At 69.4% G+C, this 14,992-nt stretch carries 12 protein-coding genes and 2 pseudogenes; 7 read left to right on the top strand and 7 right to left on the bottom strand.

Annotation, left to right across the window (positions count from 1 at the left end):
- The first annotated feature begins 108 nt into the window (after nt 1-108).
- Nucleotides 109-696 carry a TetR/AcrR family transcriptional regulator gene (locus tag JK358_RS20525; protein ID WP_201949437.1) on the top strand — a complete coding sequence of 196 codons (588 nt, stop codon included), beginning with the start codon at nt 109-111 and terminating at the stop codon, nt 694-696.
- A gap of 167 nt (nt 697-863) precedes the next feature.
- On the opposite strand, the gene JK358_RS20530 is transcribed toward JK358_RS20525, so the two are convergent.
- The 3 genes and pseudogenes from JK358_RS20530 to JK358_RS20540 all read right to left on the bottom strand — a co-directional run bounded on the left by JK358_RS20530 (nt 864) and on the right by JK358_RS20540 (nt 3,420).
- On the bottom strand, nt 864-1,328 hold the full coding sequence (locus tag JK358_RS20530; RefSeq protein ID WP_201949322.1) for a CinA family protein: 465 nt from the start codon (nt 1,326-1,328) through the stop codon (nt 864-866).
- A gap of 43 nt (nt 1,329-1,371) precedes the next feature.
- Nucleotides 1,372-2,115: pseudogene (locus JK358_RS20535) on the bottom strand (M23 family metallopeptidase); the annotation flags it as partial.
- A gap of 198 nt (nt 2,116-2,313) precedes the next feature.
- Nucleotides 2,314-3,420, bottom strand: a complete 1,107-nt coding sequence (locus JK358_RS20540) for a hypothetical protein (protein ID WP_201949323.1) — start codon at nt 3,418-3,420, stop codon at nt 2,314-2,316.
- Nucleotides 3,421-3,496: 76 nt separating this feature from the next.
- Between JK358_RS20540 and JK358_RS20545 the strand changes: the two genes are divergently transcribed.
- On the top strand, nt 3,497-3,730 hold the full coding sequence (locus tag JK358_RS20545; protein ID WP_201949324.1) for a hypothetical protein: 234 nt from the start codon (nt 3,497-3,499) through the stop codon (nt 3,728-3,730).
- Between the two features lie 9 nt (nt 3,731-3,739).
- Here the strand turns inward: JK358_RS20545 and JK358_RS20550 are convergent, their stop codons facing one another.
- Nucleotides 3,740-4,420 carry a formyltransferase family protein gene (locus JK358_RS20550; RefSeq protein WP_201949325.1) on the bottom strand — a complete coding sequence of 227 codons (681 nt, stop codon included), beginning with the start codon at nt 4,418-4,420 and terminating at the stop codon, nt 3,740-3,742.
- Nucleotides 4,417-7,446, bottom strand: coding sequence for a non-ribosomal peptide synthetase (locus JK358_RS20555; RefSeq protein WP_201949326.1), 3,030 nt, complete (start codon nt 7,444-7,446; stop codon nt 4,417-4,419). Before JK358_RS20555 ends, JK358_RS20550 begins: the two co-directional genes overlap by 4 nt.
- A gap of 356 nt (nt 7,447-7,802) precedes the next feature.
- Between JK358_RS20555 and JK358_RS20560 the strand changes: the two genes are divergently transcribed.
- The gene (locus JK358_RS20560; RefSeq protein WP_201949327.1) at nt 7,803-8,303 is read left to right on the top strand and encodes a hypothetical protein; all 501 of its coding nucleotides are present in this window, start codon (nt 7,803-7,805) and stop codon (nt 8,301-8,303) included.
- Between the two features lie 17 nt (nt 8,304-8,320).
- Here the strand turns inward: JK358_RS20560 and JK358_RS20565 are convergent, their stop codons facing one another.
- A complete protein-coding gene (locus JK358_RS20565) occupies nt 8,321-8,872 on the bottom strand; it encodes a cutinase family protein (RefSeq protein ID WP_201949328.1) in 552 nt (183 codons plus the stop codon).
- Nucleotides 8,873-9,171: 299 nt separating this feature from the next.
- Nucleotides 9,172-10,035 (bottom strand): class A beta-lactamase, encoded by an 864-nt coding sequence (gene bla / locus JK358_RS20570; RefSeq protein ID WP_372440693.1) that lies wholly within the window; start codon nt 10,033-10,035, stop codon nt 9,172-9,174.
- A 234-nt stretch (nt 10,036-10,269) separates the two neighbouring features.
- Between bla and JK358_RS20575 the strand changes: the two genes are divergently transcribed.
- The 4 genes and pseudogenes from JK358_RS20575 to JK358_RS20590 all read left to right on the top strand — a co-directional run bounded on the left by JK358_RS20575 (nt 10,270) and on the right by JK358_RS20590 (nt 14,956).
- A complete protein-coding gene (locus JK358_RS20575; RefSeq protein ID WP_201949330.1) occupies nt 10,270-11,145 on the top strand; it encodes a LysR family transcriptional regulator in 876 nt (291 codons plus the stop codon).
- Complete coding sequence (locus JK358_RS20580) at nt 11,142-12,149, top strand: serine hydrolase (RefSeq protein ID WP_201949331.1); 1,008 nt, start codon at nt 11,142-11,144, stop codon at nt 12,147-12,149. The genes JK358_RS20575 and JK358_RS20580 overlap by 4 nt, the downstream gene beginning before the upstream one ends.
- 55 nt (nt 12,150-12,204) lie before the next feature.
- Nucleotides 12,205-14,453: pseudogene (locus JK358_RS40060) on the top strand (molybdopterin-dependent oxidoreductase).
- On the top strand, nt 14,450-14,956 hold the full coding sequence (locus tag JK358_RS20590; RefSeq protein WP_201949332.1) for a winged helix-turn-helix transcriptional regulator: 507 nt from the start codon (nt 14,450-14,452) through the stop codon (nt 14,954-14,956). Before JK358_RS40060 ends, JK358_RS20590 begins: the two are co-directional and overlap by 4 nt.
- Nucleotides 14,957-14,992 lie beyond the last annotated feature (36 nt).

Genomic DNA, 14,992 nt, shown 5'->3' on the forward strand with positions numbered 1-14,992 from the left:
GATACAGTTGTATCGTGAACTAGGTCAACGACCAAACAGACATGGCATCCGACCAGCAATTACTACGAGCAGTAAACTGACCCGCACCACATGACGAGTCGAGGGGCGATGCTGAATCCACGGGCCACCAACGAGGACCTGACCGCGAAGGCACGCATCCGCAATGCCGCCATGGACCTGTTCGCCCAGTACGGCGAATCCCGCGTCTCGCTGCGCGCGGTCGCCGCCGAAGCCTCCGTCACCCTCGGCCTGGTGCAGCACCACTTCAAAACCAAGGCGGGCCTGCGCGACGCGGTCGACCAGCTGGTGAGCGAGTACTTCTATCAAGCGGTGCACTCGATTCCGCCCACCGGCACCGCGACCGAGGTCGCCTCCGCCCGCGACGACGCCGTCCGCCGGATGCTGCGCGACAACCCCGCCGTCGTGAACTACCTGCGCCGCACCATCCTCGAGCCCGAACCCACCCAGCAGAAATTCCTCGAACGCCTGGTGGAGTTGACCCGCAACGAAGTCGTCTCACTCCGCGAATCCGGCCTCGCCTCCACCACCCGCCGCGAATCCACCCAGATCGTGGCGATTCTGGTGCGCCAGTTCGGCGAACTACTCCTCGCCCCCATGATCGATGCGGTCTGGCAGATGGTCTCCGGCCCCGACGACGCCGACAAACCCCACCTCACCATCACCGTCGACGAGTAATCCGGGCAATCGGTGATCATTCGCCCCGCGCGGGTAGTCGCCGAGTATGGAACTCCTCGTCCTACTCGCCATCCCGATCGCCGTGGCCGTCGTGATCCTGCGCCGTAAACGCCGTGGTGAACAGACCGATCCACCGGACACGCCGTACGGGAACCCGCACTGACGTCTCAGCCGCGGATCGCGTCGAGCAGCATGTCCAGGGCTACCGCGACGGACTGTTCGAGCACCTGCGTGGGTTCGCCGTCGAACTGTTCGTGACGGGCCCACTGCCGGGAGCCGTCGTCCACCGCCAGCCAGACCGATCCGGCGGGCTCGCCGTCCTGCGGGTCCGGTCCGCCGACACCGGTCACCGCGACGGCGAGGTCGGCGCCGAGCAGGGAGCGCACGCCGGAAGCCATGGCGCGGGCCGCGGTCTCGGAGACCACCGGGACCTCGGGTACGCCCAGCACCTCGTGCTTGACCTGCGCGCTGTAGGCGATCACGCCGCCCCGCAACCACTCGGCGGAGTCCGGCGCGGCACCGAGCGCGGACGAGAGGGTGCCGCAGGTCAGCGATTCGGCGACCGCCACCCACCACCCGCGCTCGCGGGCAGCGGCGGACAGGCGCCGCGCGTTCTCGGCGATCTCGGGCATCCATCCACGCTACCGGTAGCGGCCGCGCACTCCACCGGACGGCTCAATCCTGTTCCGGCCCCAGCGAGATGCCCCGGCTGGCCAGCCAGGGCAGCGGGTCGACGCGGTCGGTTCCGTTGAGCCACACCTCGAAATGGCAGTGCGGGCCGGTGGAGAAGCCGCGGTTGCCGACGGTGGCGATCTGGTCGCCGGCCAGGACTCGCCGGCCGACGGTGACGGAGGTGGTGTCCACATGGCCGTAGACGGTGATGGTGCCGTCGTCGTGGAGCAGGCGGACCCACATGCCGAATCCGGAGGCGGGTCCGGCGTCGATCACCACACCGTCCTCGACGGCTTCGATGGGGGTGCCGATCGGGGCGGCCACGTCGACGCCGTAATGGGTTACGCCCCAGCGGGCTCCGTACCCGGAGGTGAAGACGCCCTGGGCGAATTTCACGAACAGGGGGCGCAGGCCCGCGGAGGCGCGGGCCGCGTCGTCGGCGGCGAAGTGCTCGCCGTTGCGCAGCAGGTTCTGGATCTGCGCGGAATCCTCGATCGGTGCGGCGGTGAGGATCTCGGGGAAATGCGCGTCGGTGCCGGAGAGCCCGGCCGGGGGCTGCTCGGCGGCCTCGGCCGTCACCTGAGCCGCGCCCAGCGCCTGGATGCCGACGCTCGCGGGGTCGTGCGCGGACGCCTCCTGCATGCCCGCCTGTATCGCCGATACCGCCGCCCCGAACGCGACGGCCGCCATGACCGCGCGCCCCTTCAGCGCGTGCAGCGGCGACGGCCTGCGATGCCTGCCGCGCCGGGTCCCCCGATCCACCGCATCGCCCACCCCGCGAGAATTCCCGGAAGCACTGCCCCGCAACTGAATCGAACCCTCCAACCCGACGCTCCGCGGCGGGTGCGATCCGCGTGCCGCCGCTCGAACCGGCTCCGGTCGCACCTCGCCCTGACTCGGGTCCGGGACCCTACCACCCGAACCTGTGAAGTCCGGGCGCGCCGGTTACGCGTCCCCGGGCGCCAGCGCACGCAGGGTCTGCACATCCAGGTGCAGCTGATCCACGAGTTCGCGGATGGCGAGGGTGAGTCCGGCGGTCTGCTCGCTCATATGCCGGAGCTGTTCGGTGGCAAGCTCGTTGGAGACCGCCGAGGCCAGCAGTTCGGCCAGGTCGTCGTCCATGTCGAGGGCCTGGCGGGCGAGGTCGGCATTGTGCAGTTCGAGGTCGAGCTGTGCGAGGTGGGCGGCGAACTCACGCAATGCGTCGACGCGGCGGCACAGCGTCTGCCACACCATCTCGAGCTGCCGTTTCGCCGAATCCTGGGCGCTGCGAGCGAGTTCGGCGGTGCGGGTGTCACCGGTGGGCGCGACGGCGAGCCGCCGGGCCATGGCGTCGTAGCGGGCGGCGCTGTGCGCGATCTGGCGGACTTCGGCCCGCACGTCGAACTGGGCGCGATGCGGCTGCAGGTAGGCGCTGCGCCACGCGGTACTCGCGGTGACGACATCGACCAGGTGGGCGGCGACGGCCACCAGATCGGCGGCGTCGCGCGGTTCCTCCTGCCCGGATACCAGTGCCCGCGCGCGGATCTCGTCGGCGACGGGCAGGCTGCGGGTGGCCTGCTCGATCGCCGCCAGCTCGGCACCGGTCAGCGTGTGCGGATTCCGCCGCGACAGCAGGTAGGGGGTCGCGATCGCCACCGTGAGCAGCAGCGGGACGAGCACCGTGAGCACGGCCGAGGCCCCGAGCGCCGCCAGCACCACCACACCCAGGAGCCCGAAGATCGGGGCGACGACGGCCATGGTCCGGCCGCGCGCCCCGGTAGCGGAGGCCCGTCCGCGCAGCGCCTCCCGCTTGCGTGCCCGCGCGTTGGCGGCCAGCCCGTGCAGTTCCCGGATATAGCCCGCGTCGGCGTGCCCGAGCGTGGCCTCCCAGATCTTGCCCTGCAGCCGTGCGATTTCCGAGTCCAGCTGCCGCAGGTCGTCCTCGGGCGCCGAGCGCACCGTCTCGTAGTCGGCCGCCGCGCGCCGGCGCAGCTTCTCCTGGAGTTCGGCGGGCAGTGCCTGGACGTCCAGGTACCACAGCCGTCCCCGTTCGATGTACGGCTCGTCCATCCGTGGCACCGGAACCCTCCCCTCCGCACGGAACCGCTTCCCACTGTAGCGATTCCGCGCATTCCGGATACCCTCCGTGTGCTACATCGCCGTCACGCGACTTCGGATCGAGGGAGGGGCGATTCCATGGACGACCGGCCGACCGAACAACTACCGGGTCGGCCACGGCCCTGTCATCTCCGGCACCTATGAGGTCGGCGAGTCCTGTGATCCGAGCGTGTATCTCGGCAAGCTGGCCCGCAGCTCCGATAATCGAGGCGTCATGTGCATGGGCTCGGACGGCAATGGCGAATGGGTCGGTGGCCCCTGACCCGCCTCGTCAGGATGCCCCGCGCGCGGCGGCCAGTTCCGGATAGAACGCCGCGAAGATGCCGAGATCGGTGGCGCGCGGGAAATCCGGGTGGTCGGCGAGATCGCTCAGTGCGCCCAGCGCCTTGCGGCCGTAGTAGGCGCCGCCCTCGACCGGTTGCGGGATCGGGCTGGTGCGGTCGGCCGCAATGGCTTCCAGGTTGCGCTCGAACAGCAACGTGCAGGCGCGCAGGCCCTTCAGCATGATGTCCTGGAACCCGTCGGACGTCGTGATCGGGAACTGTTCGACGTCGAGGATCGCCCCGGTGTCCACTCCGGCGTCGATCTCGTGCAGCGTCGCGCCGTAGGCGGTGTCCCCGTTGAGGATCGCGTGCGCGATGGCCGCCTCGGGCAGGCCGCGATGCCGCGGCAGCAGGCCGTTGTGGATGTTGTAGATGCGCAATCCCTTGCCCAGCAACGGCTCCCGCAGGATCGCGGCATTGTTGACCGAGAAGGCGATGCCGTCGGTGGCGGCGGCGGCCACCTGCTCGGCGGCGGCGTTCACGTCGGCGGTGGCGAGCACCGGCACCCGCCGGTTGCCCGCACTCGCCGCCTGCCCCGCGGGCACCACCACGAGATCGACGGAATACCCTGCGGCGGCAGCGAAATCGACCGCACGCCACAGCAGCGAACCACTTCCGATGAAGATCATGCGCGCACTCCTCCGCTCACCGCGACGGTCACGGCCTCACATACTCGATCCAGGGTCAGGTGGTGGATGAGGCCCTCCACCTGCGCCACGAACGCCTGCTCCCCCGCGCCGCCGACGATGTCACGCGACACCTGCGCGAGCATCTCCACGGTGGCCAGCGAATCGCCGCCCAGCGCGAAGAAGTCGGCGTCCGGCGTGAGATCGGCACTGTCGCAACGCAGGATCCGCGCCCAGATCTCGGCCACCCGCGAGGCGATATCGAGGCCGTCCGCCACCTCGGCGGCGATCCCGTTGTCCGGCACCGGGTCCGGCGCGTCGGCGGAATCCGCGGGCGGGCCGCCGAGCAGTCCGGCCAGGGCGCGGCGATCGGTTTTGCCGTTGCTGGTCAACGGCAGTTCGGCGAGGCGGTGAAAACCGCTGGGGATCATGTAGACCGGCAGCCGCGCGGCCAGGAAATCGCGCAGGGCGCGATCGTCGGGCTGTCCGCCGGTCGCGGTGGGCGCGGGCACCAGGAAGGCGTCCAGCACGTGATCGCTGTGCTCCTCGCGGCGGCGGCTGACGACGGCCGCGGCGGCGATCTCGGGGTGCGATTCCAGGACGCAGCGGATCTCGTCGGGCTCCACCCGGTTGCCGCGAATCTTGACCTGGTGGTCGACGCGGCCGACGAATTCCAGTGTGCCGTCGGAGAGCCGGCGCACCAGATCCCCGGTGCGGTAGGTGCGCTCGCCGTGCACGGTGACGAACCGTTCGGCGGTGAGTTCGGGGCGGTCGAGGTAACCGGCGGCGACCTGCGGGCCGCCCAGATACAGTTCGCCCGCTTCGCCGTCGGGCACCGGGTGACCGGCGGCATCCAGCAGGTGCACGGTCGTACCCGGTGCGGGCAGGCCGATCGGCACCGAGCTCGCACCCGCCACGGGCGCGCCGTCGAGTACCTGCGAGACGCACACCAGGCTGACTTCGGTCGGTCCGTAGCTGTTGACCAGTCGCACGGCGGGGCCGAAGAACTCGCGGACCCGCCGGGCCAGATCCAGGCTCAGTTGTTCGCCGCCGAGCGCCACGGTGTGCACCCGCTCGGGCCGAATATCCTGGCGCAGCAGCACTTCCGCGAGGCTGGGCGTCAGGAACATCGTGTTCGCGCCGTCGGAGCCGAGCATCCGCGACAGGGTGAGGTGGTTGATCTCCCCGGGCACCAGCAGCACCGTGCCGCCCGCGACGGCGGGCGTCACCATCGCCATGCACGCCATATCGGCCGCGGGCGTGTGATAGTGCGCGTACCGGGTCTGCCCAGTGAGCCGGTACCAGTCCCGCGCGGCGCGCAGGTAGTGCACGACCCCGTCGTGGGTGACCCGCACGCCCTTGGGCCGTCCGGTCGACCCGGAGGTGTAGGTCACGTAGGCGACATCGCCCGGCTCAACACCGGCATCGATTGTGTCCGAACAGTTTTCGGGCAGATCCTCCAGCACCAGCACCGGCACCGTGTCGACCACGATGTCGGCGTGCCGACGTTCGACCAGGCATACGCCGACTCCGGAGTCCCGCAGCGTCTGCGTGATCCGCTCGCGCGGATGCTTGGGATCCAGCGGCAGGAACGCGGCTCCGGCCGCGAGGATGCCCCACTGTCCCGCCATCGCGGCCGAGGTCCGGCCCGCCAGGATCGCGACGACATCGCCACGACGGACGCCGTTGTCGCGCAGTACGGCCGCGACGGCGGCCGCGCGCTCCCCCAGCTGCGCGTAGGTGAGTTCCCCGTCCGGCCCGGCGACCGCGATCGCCGCGGGCCGTGCCGCGACCTGCTGCCGCAACACCTCCACCACTGTCGCGGGCGACGTAATCTCCTGGGAACCAGCTGGATTCGGTTCCGCGACCGCGTCGGCGATCTCGTCGAGGAGCCGTTCCAGACGCTCGGCGATTCCCCTGCCGCTGCGGCAGGACACCGTGATCCCGATCGACTGCTCCGATTCGACGATGGCGAAGCTGATCGGCGCGAGCCCGGTGTGCGCGGGGATCGCCACCACGCCGGTCGGCGTGAAATCCGGTCCGGCGAAGTCGTTCAGCGCCACCTTTCCGGCGTGGGAGATGATGGCGGAGCAGAGATTCCGGCCGGTGCGCCTGCCGATGGCCTCGATGCCGCGGATCACCCGCGTGGCTACGGGCACCGGAATCTGTTCCAGCCCCGGGTTTTTCATCTGGTTCAGCTCGTCGCGCCGCATGAGTCCGGCGAGCATGCGGCCGTTGATCTCGCGCCAGCCCTCGCCGGGGCTGGTGTCGAGGAACAGCGGCAGGGTCAGGTTGGCGGTCGAGGCCAGCTCCGGGTCGTGGCGGCGCAGATCCACCGGCACCATCAGGCGGGCCTGCGAACCCGTTGCGGCGGTGACGATCTCACCGATGCGCGCCACGATGGCGGTACCGGTGCCGGGCAGGTTCCGATGCCGCAGCAGGAACGGCCCGCCCGCGACCGGCGCGCCGTGCCCGACGGGTGAGCGGAATCGCATGCGCATGGGCGTCGGCCGTCCCGGTATACCGAGGCGCTGCGCCAGCTCCAGATCCGTGGTGGCGTCCGGCGCACCCGCGGGCGTCTCGCCGCGCAGCACAGCGAAGACGTCCGCGGCCCACATCTGCAGTCCCTTGGCGTCCATGACGCCGTGGAAGGCCCGGAAGATCACGGTGACCGGATCCGCGGTGAGCAGCACCACCTCGCAGTGGGGTGCGTCGGAGAGGTAGTCCGGTCGCGCGATCGGACTGTTCACGACGGGGTCTTCGGTCAGGTGGTCGTAGTCGAGGGGGGTATGCGCCACCGTCCGTACGCGAGGCGTGACCGCGCCCGCCACCCAGTCCTTCCCGGAGCGCACCAGCCGCGCGCCCGGATGCGCCCGCGCCGCGAGGTCGACGGCGTGCTGCAGTCGCCGCGCGTCGAGCGTGCCGGATCCTTCGACCACCACCTGGATCAGGAAGGGCGGGCACACCTCCCGTGCCGATAGATACATCCGTTCGGTGGGCGAGATGCGGCGTCGGAAGGCGCTGCTCAACTGGATCGACTCCTCGGTAAGACAATTCGCGCGGCCAGAAACTCGCGAATCAGTCTAGGGTCGGCGCCCGGCCCGCCCCGGCGTGCGTTTGCTCTCACTCCCCCGCCGACCAGGCGCGATACCGCGGTGTGCGAGACGAAATTCACTCTGTCGCAATCGAATCCACCCCACCTCTTTGGGACGGGGCACAAACTCCGCTACCCGGTCGCTGTGACCGGAATCAAATCGTCGGAACACCCGGGCTCGAGCCAATACGCAAGCCCCCTCGACAGAAACTCTTGCCTTTGCGCCGTTCGGTGATAGTTTTTCTCTATGGTCATTCGACCTGATTATCGTCGCGCATCGAGGGAGATGCCGTGTCCAGGGTTGGGAAAGTAGCCGCCGCGGGTGTTTGCGGGGGAATTCTGGGTATGGTCGCGGGCCTGTTCACTGCGATCCCGGCCACCGCCGAGGCCGCTCCCGGTCCGGTACTGGTCGGCGATACCGCCTATTTCGCCCTGGGCGACTGGAACTGTGCGATCCGAGCGGACGGAACGGTGGGTTGCGACCTCGCCGATCCGGCCGCGTCGATGAATGTGCTGTACGCCGGAATACAGGTTCCGGTCCCGAATGTCCCGGCCATCATCGTGGATTCGAAGACATTGCCGGCCCGGCCGCACTGGGATTCGAACGGCAGTCACACACTGCCGGGCGGAAATCCGGAACTGCCGCGGTTCGCCGCCGTGCACTATCACGACCCGCAGTACTCGTTCACGTACGCGGGCGCGAATTGTCAGATCACCTTCAAGGGTGTGGCTGTGTGCACCTCGATGGGGCACGGATTCAGCCAATGGGGACCAGTCCCGTTCGGATACTGATCCCCATGTCTCACCGTCTACCGGTACCAGACGCCGGAATCCCAAGCGCCGTAGTTCCAGACGTTGAAATCGTAGCGGCTGTGCGCGCCGCCGAAGAGGTAACCCCACCAGCCTGCGGAGGTGTCGCAGATCTGATCGTCACGGTTGCAGACGGTCAGGACGGGGAAACCGCCGAACCAATCGTCCACGCCCGCAAGCGGATAACCGATCAGGTGATTACCGGGAGTCGAGGACAGACCACCCCAGCCGGGCCCGGGAGCGCGCTTGGGGTCCGCCAGCAGAATGGCGTTGGCATTACCGACATCCTGGTGATTGGTCACCCAGGTGTGCACGAGGGCCGCGCCCTCGCTGTGGCCGATCAACCGGATGTGGTCGTCCGGGCACCAGTTGCGGTGCTGCCAGAACAGCCGGTCGATTTCGTTCACTCCCGACATCGGGTCGATGGAGTTGTAGCCCACGGGCTGGTTGACGAAGGGTGCGAATACCGACGAGGTGTTGTCGCCGAGTCCGCCGATACCTATGGCCCAGTCGCCAACACAGTCATCGGCCTGCGCCTTCGGCGTCGCCACATGGGCGACGGAAAGGAGAAGGGCCAACAGTAATGCGGCGAAGAGCGCCGTTGCTCTACGCATGGTCGTGCTTTCTTCATGGTTGTGTCTCCGGGACCGGGCCCGGCTGATCGGTATGTACCCGGAAATTGCTGGCGTTCTTGTTCTGTGTCACAACGGTTGTATCGACCTTGAAACTGTTTGCCGTATCGCGATATTCGGGTGGCTCCGCGGCGGAAAATTATCGGCGTGCTGGGCGAAGCCGAACCCGGTCTACTTCGCGAGGGTCACGAAACCCGTGCGCCCGGAGTGCGACTCGCTTAACCGACTATTTGCACGGCGGCCCGAGTGGCGGCGGCGACCAGAGCATTGTCGGGTTGTGCGTCCTGCTCGGATTTGGTGGTGAGAACGGCGATGACAATGGGGGCGCGGCCGGGCGGCCAGGCAATTGCGACATCGAGTGCCGAACCGTAGGCGGGGCTGCCGGTCTTGTCGCCGACGGTCCAGTCCGCGGGCAGCCCGGCGCGAATGCGGCTGCCGCCGGTGGTGTTCGCGATCAGCCACGATTTCAATTGCGCGCGTTCGGGTTCGGGCAGCGCGTCGCCCACCACGAGAGCGCGGTAGTCGGCGGCCAGCGCGGCGGGGGTCGTGGTGTCGCGCTCGTCGCCCGGGATCGCGGTGTTCAATTCGGTTTCCCAGCGGTCCAGCCGGGTCACGCCGTCACCGAGGGTGCGCAGGTACGCCGTGAATCCGGCGGGACCGTCCAGGAGTTTCAGCAGCTGATTGCCGGCGGTGTTGTCGGACAGGGTGATCGCGGCATGGCACAGTTCGGCGACGGTCATCCCCGAGTCGACATGCTTCTCGGTCTCGGGTGAGTACTCGACGAGTTCGCTTGCGGGATAACGGATCACCTGCTCCCAGTAGCCCGAGGAGAGCGGATGGGCGTCCAGCAGCGCACCGCAGGCCAGGCCCTTGAACGTGGAGGCGATCGGGAAGCGCTCGCCGTCGCGGTAGGCGACGCTGCGGCCGGTGGCCGTGTCCACAGCGTAGACGCCCAGCCGCGCACCGTGTTTCGTCTCCAGGTCGGCGAAGGTCCGCGCGGCGTCCGTCGCGGCGATGGCATTCGACGAGATGGCCACGGTGGTCGAGTCGCCGCCGGAACCGCAGGCGGTGGTCAGCGACAGGGCGGCTACCGACAGCGCGGCAGCGACGAAGCGGCGCGAGGCCGGACGGATTCGGAATGCGGAAGTCACCGTCACAAGACACCACCGACCGGGCATCGGATTCCAATATCGAGCCGCCGCGCGGGCGAGTCGCTCTCCATATCGCCGCAGGTAGTGCCGCACGCGCGCGGCCCGGCATCGGTCCCGGACCGCCGACCGTCCGGCCCGGCGCGATCCTGCTGGTTCAATGACGGTATGGACCTGATCCGCCACCTCCGCTTCTTCGTCGCCGTGGCGGACGAGGGACATTTCGGCCGCGCGGCGACCGCCCTGGACATGACCCAGCCACCGCTGTCCCAGGGCATCCAGCGCTTGGAGAAACATCTGGGCGTGGAGCTGCTGCACCGCACCCGCCAGGGCGCGATGCTCACCTCCGCCGGTTCGCGGCTGCTCCCCCGCGCCCGCCTGCTCGTCGACGACGCCCAGCAACTGCTCGCCGAATCCCAGCGCCTGGCGCAATCGCGCGGCGCGGTGCACTGGGGTGTCACCCCGGCCCTGCCCGGCGCGCTGGTCACCGCCGGGGTGAGCGCCCTGCGGGCGAGCGTCGACTCCGGGGCGGCCGTCTCGACCACGGTGGGGTCGACCGTCGAACTCGTCGGCGAGGTCCGGGCCGGCGTCTGCGATATCGCGGTCATCGAACATCCCGCTCTCGTCGACGGCGTCGAGTCCGGGCCGGTCGTCAAGCTCCCGCGCTGGCTGGTGGTCCCCGCGGACCACCCCGTCGCCGCCGCCGAGCGCCCCACCTTCCCCATGCTGGGCGGGCTGACCTTCGCCCACTCACCGCGGGCCGCGAATCCCCCGGCCTTCGACAGCCTGACCGACCTGTTCCGCGAACGCGGCCTCGACCCCCACCCCGTCCTCGCCGCGGACGACCGCACCCTGTTCGCGGCCGTCGCCGCGGGCACCAGCTTCGCGGTCACCACCACGGCGCCGACCGCGACCCCCGGCATCGCATGGCTGCGCCTGGCACCCCACGCGCTCGCCCTGCGGGCACGGGTCATTCGCCGCCCCGGAGCCGAACCCTTCGCCGCCGCCGTCGACCGCGTGCTCTACCGGGAGCGCATCCGATGAGTGCCGCGCCCTCGACGCGGACTGCTGTCCAGCGGATCCGGGCCGTGTTCGCCGATGCCGGCTGTACCGGGTGGGTACACGCCCGCCGGTGTCCTACCGCCGCAGCGGCAAGTCAGGGCGTGCCTTCCGAACGCACCGCCCACGCCACCGCTGCGGGAACGGGTTCGGGCTCCCTCGCCGCGCTCGGGTCCGCCGCCGAGGTCGATGTCGACGGGCGGGATCGGGTGGTCACCGCGTCGGTGTACAAGCTCCCGCTTTTTCTGGCGTTCTGCCGGGCCGTGGACGCGGGGCGGATCGACCCGTGCTCGCGGCTGACGGTGAATCCGCCCGAATGCACGCCGGGGCCGACGGGGCTTGCGGCACTGCGGGATCCGGTGACGCTGAGCCGGCGGGATCTGGCCGCGTCGATGATGACGGTGTCGGACAACGCGGCCGCGGATATGCTGCTCGGGGAGGTCGGCCTGGCGGCCATCGAGGAGCTGCTGGCCGAGATCGGGCTCCGCGAGACGCGGATCGTGGGCGGCACCGCCGATGTCCATCGCAGCCTGGTGCTCGAAACCGATACCCATTCCACCGCTGAGGCTTTCGCGGCGCTGGCCGACAACGACGAGGCCTGGTCGGTATCGGCCTACGACCCGTCGTACGCGAGTGCGACGACACCGGAGGAGATGACCCGGCTCCTGTGCGCGCTGTGGGGTGGGCAGGTGCTGTCCGCGGAGCAGACGATCTTCGCGCAGAGCGTGATGCGCCAGCAGGTGTGGCAGCATCGGATCTCCTCGGGCTTCGCCCATCGCGGTGTGTCGGTGGCGGGCAAGACCGGCACCATCGGCGTGATCCGCAACGAGGTCGCCATGGTCGAGTTCCCGGGCGAATATCCGATCGCGGTAGCGGTGTTCACGCGCGCGGCGCGCGCCGACCCGAACCTGCCCGTGGTCGACGCGGCCATCGGCGAGGCCGCCCGGATCGCGGTCACCGAACTGCGCCGACCGCTCGACGCGGAGTAGAAAGCCCAGGCGATAGTTAGTAGCGCAAGTGAACTGACTCGCCTACGCTGTCCCCATGACGGAGTGGCAGCCCACGGCATGCATCCTGTGCGAGTGCAATTGCGGCATCCAGGTGCTGCTCGGGCCGGACGGCCGGTCCTTCGAGAAGATCCGCGGCGACAAACTGCATCCCGCCTCGGCCGGATACACCTGTAACAAGGCGCTGCGGCTGGATCACTACCAGAACGGCCGCACCGGGCGGATCAGCACGCCCCTGCGCCGGCGGCCCGATGGCGAGTTCGAGGAAATCGATTGGGAGACCGCGATTTCCGAAGTCACCGCGCGACTGCAGGAGATCCGGCTGCGGCACGGCGGTGAGTCGATCTTCTACTACGGCGGCGGCGGGCAGGCAATCACCTGGGCGGTGCGTACGCGCCCGCGACCATGGCGGCCTTCGGCATGAAGTACCAATCCAGCGCGCTGGCGCAGGAGAAGACCGGCGACTTCTGGGTGGGCGCGCGCATGTTCGGGCATCCGGTGCGCGCGGACGTCGAGCATGCCGAGGTCGCGTTCTTCGTCGGCAAGAATCCCTATCAGTCCCACGGGTTTCCGCGAGCCCGCACGGTGCTCAAGGAGATCGCCAAGGATCCGGATCGCGCCATGATCGTGCTCGATCCCGTGCGCACCGAGACCGCCGAGCTCGCCGATTTTCATCTGCAACTGCGGCCGGGCACCGACGTCTACCTGTTGTCGGCCATGGCGGCGATCCTGGTGCGCGACAACCTGATCGACACCGCGTGGCTGGCCGAGCACGCCCAGGGGCTCGACGAGGTGCTGACCGTGCTGCGCGCGGTGCCCATCGAAAAGTACTGCGCCATCGCCGATGTCGATCCGGAACTGGTGCAGGCGGCGACCCGGCGACTGGCGGCGGCCCGCTCGGTGGCGGCGCTCGAGGATCTCGGCGTGCAGATGAACCGGTACTCGACGGTGGTCAGTTATATCGAGAAGCTGGTCTGGCTGCTCACCGGCAACCTCGGCAAGCCCGGCACCCAGTACGCGTTCACCGGTATGTCCGCCATCGGCCACGATCGCGGCCACGCGGCCGGACAGTGGCCGACCAGCCCGGTGGCGGGCGCGCCCATCATCAGCGGGCTGGTGCCGTGCAATGTGATCACCGAGGAGATCCTCACCGACCATCCGGCGCGATATCGGGCCATGTTCATCGAGAGCAGCAATCCCGTGCACTCGCTGGCGGATTCGGCGCGTATGCGGGCGGCACTGGAATCGCTGGAACTGGTGGTGGTCGTGGATGTGGCCATGACCGAGACGGCGCGGCTGGCCGACTACATCCTGCCCGCGGCAACGCAATTCGAGAAGTACGAGGCCACGTTCTTCAATTTCGACTTCCCGCGCAATATCTTCCACCTGCGGCATCCGGTGCTGCCCGCGCCCGACGGGGTACTGGCCGAACCGGAGATCCACGCGCGGTTGGTCGAAGCCTCGGGCGCGCTGAGCGAGGACGACTACGCGCCGCTGCGGGCCGCGCTCGCGCAGGGGCGCGAGGCGTTCGCCCTGGCGTTCCTGGGCGTGCTCGCCGATCGCGGCAAGGCGAAACTCGCGCCGGTACTGCTGTATCGGACGCTGGGACCGACCCTGCCCGACGGCGCGGCCGCGGCCGCCATGCTGTGGGCGGCGGCCTACAACTGCGCCCGCAAGTTCCCCGAGAGCGTCGAACGCGCCGGCTACGGAACAGGTCTCGAAGCCGGTGAGCGCCTGTTCGAGGCCATTCTCACCGGCAAGCACGGCATCGTGATCACCGAGGACGACTACGAGGTGACCTGGAACCGGCTGCGGGACAACAAGGTCCAGCTCGATATCCCGGAACTGCTGCGGGTGCTGGCCGATCTGCCCGACCTCGACCTCTCCCCCGGCCCGTGGCCGTTCGTGCTGTCGGCGGGCGAGCGCCGCGCGTTCACCGCGAACACCATCGTGCGGGATCCGCAGTGGCGCAAGCGCGACGGCGGCGGGACACTGCGCATGAGCCGCGCCGACGCCGACCGTCTCGGCCTGACCGCGGGGGATCTCGTGCGGGTCAGCACCCGCCGCGGCAGCGTCGAGGTGCCGGTGGACCCCACCGATCGGATGCGCCCCGGTCATCTTGCGCTGCCCAACGGTTTCGGCCTCTCGGTCGCCGACGACACCGGCGCGCAGGTCACCACCGGCGCGGCCCCCAACGAACTCACCGAATTCGACTCCCGCGACGAATGGGTCGGCACCCCGTGGCACAAGTACATCCCGGCCCGGCTGGATACCGTGGACGCATGAAGCGGACGACCTTTGCGAACTGGACGTGCACCGTGGCCCGCACCGTGGACCTCATCGGTGACTGGTGGACGCCCCTGGTGCTGCGCGAAGCCTTCTACGGCGCAAAGCGTTTCGACGAATTCGAGCGCACCCTCGGCCTGAGCCGCAATGTCCTCACCCAGCGCCTGACCCGCCTGGTCGAGGAGGGCCTCCTGGAAAAGGCGCAGTATCAGGACCGCCCGCCCCGCCACGAGTACCGTCTCACCGAGCAGGGCCGTGACTTCTTCCCCGTCATCGCCGCCATGATGGCCTGGGGCGACCGCTGGCTCGCCCCCGACGGCCCCCCGGTGGTCCTGCACCACAGCACCTGCGACCACGACACCCACGCCGAGGTCGTCTGCGCGCACTGCCGCGAACCGCTGCGCCACGCCGACGTCTCCGCCCGCCTGGGACCGGGCTTCCCGGACCGGCATCGCGATATCGCCCTGGCCACCGGCCGATTCAAGGCCCCGGAACCGAGCTAGCCCCCGGAGCCGGAATGCCTCGGGACACCCGGAGGT

This window comes from Nocardia acididurans, from assembly GCF_016741815.1.
In the GTDB taxonomy this organism is placed as follows: Bacteria; Actinomycetota; Actinomycetes; order Mycobacteriales; family Mycobacteriaceae; genus Nocardia; species Nocardia acididurans.

What these genes read in the sequence shown, in the direction of transcription:
- JK358_RS20540 (WP_201949323.1), bottom strand. Translation starts at nt 3,420, where the DNA reads ATGGACGAGCCGTACATCGAACGGGGACGGCTGTGGTACCTGGACGTC.
- JK358_RS20550 (WP_201949325.1), bottom strand. Translation starts at nt 4,420, where the DNA reads ATGATCTTCATCGGAAGTGGTTCGCTGCTGTGGCGTGCGGTCGATTTC.
- JK358_RS20590 (WP_201949332.1), top strand. Translation starts at nt 14,450, where the DNA reads ATGAAGCGGACGACCTTTGCGAACTGGACGTGCACCGTGGCCCGCACC.
- JK358_RS20575 (WP_201949330.1), top strand. Translation starts at nt 10,270, where the DNA reads ATGGACCTGATCCGCCACCTCCGCTTCTTCGTCGCCGTGGCGGACGAG.
- JK358_RS20530 (WP_201949322.1), bottom strand. Translation starts at nt 1,328, where the DNA reads ATGCCCGAGATCGCCGAGAACGCGCGGCGCCTGTCCGCCGCTGCCCGC.
- JK358_RS20580 (WP_201949331.1), top strand. Translation starts at nt 11,142, where the DNA reads ATGAGTGCCGCGCCCTCGACGCGGACTGCTGTCCAGCGGATCCGGGCC.
- JK358_RS20525 (WP_201949437.1), top strand. Translation starts at nt 109, where the DNA reads ATGCTGAATCCACGGGCCACCAACGAGGACCTGACCGCGAAGGCACGC.